This is a genomic window from Wenyingzhuangia gilva, from assembly GCF_030519655.1.
Lineage (GTDB): Bacteria > Bacteroidota > Bacteroidia > Flavobacteriales > Flavobacteriaceae > Wenyingzhuangia > Wenyingzhuangia gilva.
Map to the genome: position 1 here is coordinate 1 of NZ_JAUMIT010000016.1, position 9,273 is coordinate 9,273.

Genomic DNA, 9,273 nt, shown 5'->3' on the forward strand with positions numbered 1-9,273 from the left:
AAGATGTTAGTCCGTCAAGAATAAAAAGTACAATTATCAGAATAAAAATTCCGTTTAAAAATCTCGATATGTATTTTTCATTTTTCATTTTTCATTTTTTCTCAAATGCACCACAACGGTTTTGGCTAGGCTTTGTGCGGGGTTGAAAATCGACAAGATTTTCGAACACGCAACTAAGCCGAAGCTTTTTGTTTGGTTTTGTTTCTTTGATTTCACAAAGCCAAATCAACAAGATTTGGCGACTTAGTAAATATACACAAAACTTTGAAGTAAGCACAAAACCCGCATGAAGTTTAGCCGGTGTTGCCTAACGTTTTTTATTTATTTGTTTATGTTTAGATATAAAATAGAAATAGAAAATAATCATAATAATGGCTAGCAATATCATGATAAAAATGACAGAATTAAAATAGCCATATTTATCAATTAACGGTGAGTTATCATTAAATATGTATTTATCAATGAACGGAAATATGAAAGAAAATCCTAGGGCAAAAAGTATTATTTTATTACTATTTTCTTTCCAATATAATATTGTTTTTTCTGTATCATAAATTGTTGAATTTCCACTAGATGATTTTAATATGATGGTTTCTTTTTCAAAATCATGAGTTTTTTCAGTTTTGAGATAGTATTGAGAGATTTCCCTTAAAGTTTTTTTATTAGATAAACCTTTTATGTCTATTTGATATGAAGGCTCCGTATTGGAATCTTTTTTCAAATAAAGAAATATATATTCTCGACTATATCTATTCAAATAATCAAGAAATGTTTTTTTGGGAATTAGTATCGTTTCAATTTCATTCCAACTTATAAAACCAGAGTCTTCTGACCAAAATCCTACACTTGTTATTTTGATTTGAATTTTATTTTTAAATATTTTGTAAAGAATATATAAACCTAGGATAGTAAGTGAACCAAAAAGTAACATTCCTCTATCATTATTTTTATTATAACTTTCTATAAAGAAATAAAAAATAAGGGTTACAAAAAGGATAAACTTCATTTTATAAAAAAAGGAAGTTTTAAATTCATATGTTTCTTTTGTCGGTTGTTTTAGAGAGTCATTATTATTTGTTAATAAATCTTTTTTTAATGGTTTAGTTTCTTCTGAAAATATATTATTTTCTCTTTGTTTTAATAATATAAACGCAGCTTCAATAGCTTGTTCAGTATATATTTTTCTATTTGAAATTATTTCATTTAAATCGGAGTTTGATTTGTTTTCAAACTTAGATATAAATCTATTTTTTTTCATTTTCAAATGTTTGGCAACGGTTTTAGCTAGGAAACGAAGCGTTAGACTAGCCGATTAATTTTCAAACTTAAAACTACACAAAATAAAAAGAAAACCAACTTTATGAAAGCACAAAAAAAGCTTTGTTTTTTAGCTGTTGTTAGCCTATGCAGTTTTTCAGTTTTCAGCCACGAAAATGTTTTTATTGAAAAAATGCATTATCCTTATTTTTTTCAGCGTTGCTACTTTTCAAATCGCGTTGTTACGATAAAATTCAACGTTTTGTTTGTTAATATTTTTCGGCATAAAAAAAGTATCAATTAAACATTTTTTGCGTACAGTTCAGCACGCAATTTTTAACACAATTTTTATTTTGATAGATTTTTTTTCAAAGAATTAAGAATGAAAATTTATTCACTTTTTCACACACAATTCAGCACGTTATTTTTTAGGAGTTGAGAAAACTCAATAATTTTCAGCCACAAAAAAGTAGTTTTTTTAACAAATAATTTTCTTTAAAAAAGTCAATAAATTATCAGTTTATAGAAAAGTTTCAGACTTTAATTTTTTGCGTTAAAATTGGTTTCAGAATGCTTCAAGAAAAGTTAAGAATTAATTTATCTGCGGAAATTTCGACCGAAATTTCCTGTTTAGGCTAACGGTTTTGGCTAGGCTTTGTGCGGGAAGAAAATCGACAAGATTTTCGAACACGTACTAAGCCGAAGCTTTTTGTTTGGATTTGTTTCTTTGGTTTCACAAAGCCAAATCAACAAGATTTGGCGGCTTAGTAAATATACACAAAACTTTGAAATTGGCACAAAACCCGCATGAAGTTTAGCCGGTGTTACCTGTAGAGTTTTATCGTTTGATTTGCTTATAAAAATTTCGAATACTTTGTAAATTCTCTAATGATGAAATTCTAACACCACTGCTTTCCCAATTAATTTGAAAATATTTAATATTATTAATTTCCGCAAAATTTTCGAGTTGTTGCCTTGCAAAAGGCGATAAATTTCTTTCAGATACAATAATTGCTTTTAAACTATCTTTTATATTCAAATAGTTTTTATCAAGTGAAATAAAACGATATTCGTTTTCACCAGAATAATCTTGATGTTTTAGGAAAGAATATTTCTTCATATTTGATAATATTTTTTCACAATACTTTTCCATTCCTATTTCTTTGACTTCAGAATGCTCAATACTAAAAATATCCTTTTTGAAATCGTGATAACTTATATATTCAATATTATTAGATTCTATTTCAGGGTTATTTTTTTTAAGTTTTTCGATATCGAATGCTAGACAGACTCCATTGTATTTATCTCCATATTGATCCCACATTCGAGGTTTCATAAAACCATAATATTCATAAGGGATTTTTTGAGAATTATTTATGTTAATATTTTGGTCATTTTTACAAAAACATACTTGTCTAATATTTTTTAAATTTCGTGTAACAAATTCTGAAATCTCATTTTGTTCCTCATTTGTAATAGAATTATTTTCAGTAATATAATTAGTAATTATAGGGTTAATTATATTTTCGATTGGGTCGATAGATGTTTTTCGAATAGATAATTTCAAATGATTTGAATGTAAAATATGTTCAAATGCTGTTTGAGTTTTTGTATAATGATAGACTATTTTTTCATCAGCAAAAACATTATCTATTTCTTGAAGGATATTCATACTTTACAGGTAACGGTTTTGGCTAGCAAACGAAGCGTTTAGTAAGCCGATTAATTTTCGACCTAAAATACAGAAAAAAGAAGAGAACCGACATTGGGAAAGCAACAAATTAGCTTTTTTTGTTAGCCGGTGTTACCTTATGCAACTTTTCAGACAGAAAAGTTAAATAGGATAGAAGAAGTTTCCAAAACCTACGCAACGACTTTAAAATCGTATTTCTGAGATAATTTCCACATCCTGCTTTTAAATATTTATCGATTACTAATTAATTATCAACGAAGTATTTCTAGCGTACAGTTCAACACGTAACTTTATGACACAATTTTTCGTTTTATATGAATATTTTCAAAGAATTAGATTTACACAAACAGTTCAGTTCGTAACATAATTTTAACGGATTTTTCAGTAAGTAAAAATTATCAAAGATTGTATAATTTTCAAATAAAGTTTTTACGCAAAGAAAAACACAACGATATAAAATCAATATTTATCAGCTAATAAAAAAGTTGATTTTTCACTATTACTTTTTCATAAAACCTAATAATTTTCGATTTAAATAAAAGTTTCGTTTTTAAATTTTTTGCGTGAGAATTGGTTTCAAATACTTAAAAAAACTTCCATTAAATAACTGCGTAAATTTCGACCGAAATTTTACGAGTTGTTTAAGGTAACGGTTTTGGCTAGGCTTTGTGCGGGATTGAAAATCGACAAGATTTTCGAACACGCAACTAAGCCGAAGCTTTTTGTTTGGTTTTGTTTCTTTGTTTTCACAAAGCCAAATCAACAAGATTTGGCGACTTAGTAAATATACACAAAACTTTGAAGTAAGAACAAAACCCGCATGAAGTTTAGCCGGTGTTGTAGCTAGTACTTTTATAGTTTATTTAATTTTATAATTATATTCTCCAAGTCATTCGAAAAAAGAGAGATAATTTTATTTTTAATTAAATCTCTTTTTTTTATATTTTTTTTAAGAATTATAATTAATTCAGACAGACATTTTATATCATTTTTGTGATAACTTTGAAGTGATACATTTGTGTACTTCTCTTCTGGATAATATCTGGAATGTAAAAAGTGTTTAAAACTGAGCAATGATTTATTACTCAATAATTTTATTTTTTCTCCTAATTTTTTTCCGTTAACATATTCGAAAATCGCTGTATTTTCATATGTCGTATTTGATTCAGGAGTTATTTCTTTGAGTATGCTATATATGTTTTTAATTGAATCTTCATTGATGTTCTCAAAATAATCTTTTAAATAGGACTTAGTTTTATTTGATTGATTTTTGATAACTAAAGATTCAATATAATTTTTGAGTAATTTGAATTCTTCAGTTTCATTTGAATGGTATTGTTTGCCATGAGAACTATTCATAAATCCAAAAAGAGAATATTGTGCAGGAATATTACCCTTTTTAAAAATTTTCATAGAGATCCTTTTGGCTTTTTTTAAAACATAAGATTTTTCTTTTGAAATTATATTTTCATTAATTAATTTCAAAAATATACCTGTGATGTGAATCAAGACGGATATATTATTTATTTTTTCGCTTACAAAAAGAGACCAAACAGATTTTGATAATAGTTTAAACTCTTTATCTTCTAATTCATACCAATACCATAGTTTTTCCCAGTCTTCTTGTTCATCTTTTCTAAAAAAAGCATTTGAATTTATTAGTTGATTTAATTTATCTTTTTCTATATGTCCGTTTTCTATATAATTATATAATTCTATAATTGGAAAAGTATATGTAGAATCATATATATTGTACTCGCTAAATATTTCTTTATATTTTGTGTTTAATGAATTTTCAGAAGTATTATCTTCATCCAATAAACTGAATGTTTTTTTGAATTCTTTATATTGATTATTACCTGTCTTCAATTCTGCATATACAATTATAAAATAAGCTAAAAAATTAACTAAAAACTCATCATAATTATCATGTTCTTTTGTTTGTGTATTTATTTTTGAGATAATACGACTAAAATCTAATATGGCTTGTTTTAAGACTCTAAGGTTTTCTAGTTTAGAGGTCTTAAATAGATGAATTATTAACTCTTTGTGACTATCTAAATCTAAATTTTTATTTCTTTGTTTGGTTTGTTTAAAAAAATAAGAAATCGCAGAATCAATGTCACTTTCAATATAAAAAGTCTGACCTATGAGTTTTTCCTTGAAATCTTTATATTTTATTTTTGATTCGGAATCATTATATTTTAGTTTAATTTTGTTTTCATCAGATAAGAGGATTACTTTACAGGATAAATGTTCAACATAGTAGTTTATAAAACCAAAGATTTCATCAGTATCAATTTTACATCTTTCAATATCATCAAAAATTAATATTTTTTTGCCTTTAATTTTATCATTAGAACTATTAAAAATATCTAAAGAGTCTAAATTAAAGGATAGATTGCCATCACTTTTATCATTATTATCAAAATCAATGTCAATTTTTATAGCCGTTTTCAAAAAACCTTTAAATATATTTTTAGCAACCTTCATTCCTTTTGAATGAAGAATAGGGCTTATCTCAGCTCTTATTTTTTCATTAATTTGTTTAATAGTTGATATACCATTTAAACTAACATATATGGGCTGTAAGGTAATTGTTTCTTGACTATCATCTTTTTCTTCTTCCCAAGTTTTTAATTGTTCTTTTATAAAAAAAGTTTTTCCTGAACCCCAACTTCCATTTATAAGAATAGCGTATTGAGGATTTTCAATATTTATATAGTAATTCAAGTAATCAACAATATGTTTGTTCATTTTTTTGATTTGTATTAGCTACAACGGTTTTGGCTAGGCTTTGTGCGGGATTGAAAATCGACAAGATTTTCGAACACGTACTAAGCCGAAGCTTTTTGTTTGGATTTGTTTCTTTGGTTTCACAAAGCCAAATCAACAAGATTTGGCGACTTAGTAAATATACACAAAACTTTGAAGTAAACACAAAACCCGCATGAAGTTTAGCCGGTGTTACCCAACGTTTTATTCAGTTTTTATATTTACAAATTATCTATAAAGGATTTATTATGTTCCTTTTTTAAATATTTTTTAACTAATTTATTATAGCATTCCTTTTCAGATTCAGTTTCACAATTCATTCCGAATGTTTCAATGTTATACTCATTTTTTAATATCTTTTCTAATTCAGGGTTAAAGCTAGTTAAACATTGAAAATATTTAATTTTTTTATTTTTTAAATCAGTTGCAAATCTTTTTTCCATCTTTTCACAAGTGTCTAATTCTCCATATTCCGCATAAATTTTCCCAATTCTAACACTTTCAAAAATTTGAATAGAAAGAGATATATTTAAAATCAAGCATATTGTAAATCCAGAAATTGCTAATGTGATTAGTAAATTTCGCATTTTTTTACTCAAAAAGAATATTCCAATTGATAAAACTCCAATTCCAAAAAACAATTTAGAATATTTCAATTCTGGTGGCTCTAAACTATTTTCAGCTAATGCAAAATTTTTATTATATAATAAAAATATAAACCCTAAAATTCCTAAAGCTAGAATTATATATTTCGTTCTTTTGTTCATTTTTTGTTAATGTTGGGTAACGGTTTTGGCTAGGCTTTGTGCGGGGTTGAAAATCGACAAGATTTTCGAACATGCACTAAGCCGAAGCTTTTTGTTTGGATTTGTTTCTTTTAATTTCACAAAGCTAAATCAACAAGATTTGGTGACTTAGTAAATATATACAAAACTTTGAGAAAGCACAGAACCCGCATGAAGTTTAGCCGGTGTTACCTGTTGGCGATATTTATTTCTTCTATTTCTTCTTTGAATGCATTTAAATAAATGTTAGAACGTTTATGGCATTCTTTAATAGCTAGATTTAATAAATTATCACTGGCTTTATCGCTAGCGTAGATTAAAATAAAATTTTCAGGCAAGTAAAAATCATCTATTATAGCTTTCTTTCTTTGGTTAAAATTATCAAGTTCTCCTAAATCACTATCTACAATAATTCCGAACTTTTGATTTGAATTATAGTTTTTATGTTTCGTTAAGAAGTTAATTAAGTTTTTCCAATTTAAATTTTCGGATTTCGTTACTTCTTCAACAATTAAAAAAACTTGAGGAATTTGTTTGAAATCACAAGTGAGTGAGTTTTCGGTTATATTAATAGCTAATTGACCAGCTATTCCAACATATATAGTGTTTTCTTTAATTTTCAAGCTATTAGTATCAATAGCAATTATATTATCATAATTTTTAAGATTTTCAATATAGTTTAAAGAAAAATTATTTTCATTGGTTGGAATTTCAGATAGTATTCGAGTTTTATTTTCTCCAAAATATCCGTGCACTAATTTATGTGGTTTAATAAGTTTTTTGTCATGTGAAGTGTAAGCTTTAATTTCATTTTTGCCTAAGTTAAAATTTAAGTCCAATTCAATAATTTTACTTTCAGGGTTTATATGACTTTCATTAACTTCAGAAGATATCGATGTAAATCTTTTTCTTGTTTTATTATTTTTTTTCATTTAAGCTTACAGGTAACGGTTTTGGCTAGGCTTTGTGCGGGAAGAAAATCGGGAAGATTTTCGAACACGCAACTAAGCCGAAGCTTTTTGTTTGGTTTTGTTTCTTTGGTTTCACAAAGCCAAATCAACAAGATTTGGCGACCTAGTAAATATACACAAAACTTTGAAGTTAGCACAAAACCCGCATGAAGTTTAGCCGGTGTTGTACATTGGTTTTTTTATTCATTTTCTAATTGAATAGAGTCTATCATTTTTTTCATTTCAGATTGATTAAAATCATTCATTACTATCTCTTTGTTCAATTCAAAAACATTTTCAGATTTTATACGACAAAAAACTCTTTTATTTTCCTCATAAAAATAAAATTCAAGATTTTCATTTATGGGGTTGTGCCTGTAAATAATGAATTCTGAATAATATAAATTATCAGAATAGTTAATAACTAAAGAATATATTCCTTTAGTTTTCGGGAAGTTATTTTCCTCAATTTTGTTTTCATTGAATAAAATATACCAAGTTGTTTTCCAACCTGATAATCCTTCAACAAATTTTATTGTTAATTTATCAGTTTTAATATTTTTTTCAGCCTTAATATTTATATTCTTGCTTTTGAATTCAGTCAATTTTTGCCCAGTCATATAAAAAAAAGACAGGAATACTATTAATGTAATATATTTCATTTCAACTTATGTACAACGGTTTTGGCTAGGCTTTGTGCGGGATTGAAAATCGACAAGATTTTCGAACACGTACTAAGCCGAAGCTTTTTGTTTGGATTTGTTTCTTTGTTTTCACAAAGCCAAATCAACAAGATTTGGCGACTTAGTAAATATACACAAAACTTTGAAGTTTGAACTAAACCCGCATGAAGTTTAGCCGGTGTTAGCAACTGCCTTTATATTCCGAAATGCTTAATTATTTGATCAAAACATACTAAATCCTCTTTGTTAAATTCTTGAACTTTTTTTACTGCAATTCCAACATGAACAGCCGAATTTCTTTTTTTCTGTATATCTTCAAAATGATTTAATGGGAAATCAAGGTCTTTGTCTAATTTGAGTAATTTCACGTAGGTAATTAATTTTCCTAATCCTAAAGAACGGTCATTTTCCAATATTTTTTTGTCAGTTTCTTGGTCAAGTAATAACTGATATAGTATAGCTTCGGAAATAGCTCCAGCAAGAATTATAGCTGTTCTAAATCTCTCATTCTTTAGATTCAATCTATAATCATTATAGAATCCGCCAATTAATTTTCTAAAAGGGTTTTCTTCGATTTTGATTATAATTTCTTTCTTACTTGTATATTTTTTCGAATTCGGAGGAATTGGAATTATTAAATCATACAATTCTTTTTTTGGAATTCTAATAAATACACTTCCTCTTGCAAATTGAGCCAAATGACTTTTCACAAAATCCCTCGATAAAAACCAATTTAAATAATTAGCAGTTATTCCATTTTCAACTCCTTTTTCATTTAATATTAATGGAATTGAAAAGCCTTTATTAGGAGTTGTTTTATCTAATATTTTAAGTCTTATTTGACTATCATTAGAAGGCATTAAAACTAAAGTTTCAGCAGGAATATTTGAACCTCTCTTAGAAGGAGTAATAATTTCACCTAAAGTAATTCGTTTACTTTTCTGAAACTTACTATCAAGATTTCCGATATATTTATTTTTCGGCATTGTTCATTTTGGGTTGTTGCTAACGGTTTTGGCTAGGCTTTGTGCGGGATTGAAAATCGACAAGATTTTCGAACACGTACTAAGCCGAAGCTTTTTGTTTGGATTTGTTTCTTTTGATTTCACAAAGCCAAATCAACAAGATTT

Annotated in this window: 7 protein-coding genes; all 7 read right to left on the reverse strand. The window is 26.8% G+C overall.

Going from position 1 to position 9,273, the window contains the following annotated elements; translation table 11 throughout:
- Positions 1 to 307 precede the first annotated feature (307 nt).
- The 7 genes from QVZ41_RS14170 to QVZ41_RS14200 all read right to left on the reverse strand — a co-directional run bounded on the left by QVZ41_RS14170 (position 308) and on the right by QVZ41_RS14200 (position 9,129).
- A complete protein-coding gene (locus QVZ41_RS14170; protein WP_302885300.1) occupies positions 308 to 1,258 on the reverse strand; it encodes a hypothetical protein in 951 nt (316 codons plus the stop codon).
- 837 nt (positions 1,259 to 2,095) lie between these two features.
- The gene (locus QVZ41_RS14175; RefSeq protein WP_302885301.1) at positions 2,096 to 2,929 is read right to left on the reverse strand and encodes a DUF2971 domain-containing protein; all 834 of its coding nucleotides are present in this window, start codon (positions 2,927 to 2,929) and stop codon (positions 2,096 to 2,098) included.
- A gap of 873 nt (positions 2,930 to 3,802) precedes the next feature.
- Positions 3,803 to 5,707 carry a P-loop NTPase fold protein gene (locus QVZ41_RS14180; RefSeq protein WP_302885302.1) on the reverse strand — a complete coding sequence of 635 codons (1,905 nt, stop codon included), beginning with the start codon at positions 5,705 to 5,707 and terminating at the stop codon, positions 3,803 to 3,805.
- A gap of 239 nt (positions 5,708 to 5,946) precedes the next feature.
- Positions 5,947 to 6,492 carry an FEKKY domain-containing protein gene (locus QVZ41_RS14185; RefSeq protein ID WP_302885303.1) on the reverse strand — a complete coding sequence of 182 codons (546 nt, stop codon included), beginning with the start codon at positions 6,490 to 6,492 and terminating at the stop codon, positions 5,947 to 5,949.
- A gap of 206 nt (positions 6,493 to 6,698) precedes the next feature.
- The gene (locus QVZ41_RS14190; protein WP_302885304.1) at positions 6,699 to 7,442 is read right to left on the reverse strand and encodes a hypothetical protein; all 744 of its coding nucleotides are present in this window, start codon (positions 7,440 to 7,442) and stop codon (positions 6,699 to 6,701) included.
- Between the two features lie 218 nt (positions 7,443 to 7,660).
- Positions 7,661 to 8,122: a hypothetical protein gene (locus QVZ41_RS14195; RefSeq protein WP_302885306.1), complete on the reverse strand. Its 462-nt coding sequence runs from the start codon at positions 8,120 to 8,122 to the stop codon at positions 7,661 to 7,663.
- Between the two features lie 215 nt (positions 8,123 to 8,337).
- Positions 8,338 to 9,129 (reverse strand): restriction endonuclease subunit S domain-containing protein, encoded by a 792-nt coding sequence (locus tag QVZ41_RS14200; protein ID WP_302885307.1) that lies wholly within the window; start codon positions 9,127 to 9,129, stop codon positions 8,338 to 8,340.
- Between the last annotated feature and the right edge of the window lie 144 nt (positions 9,130 to 9,273).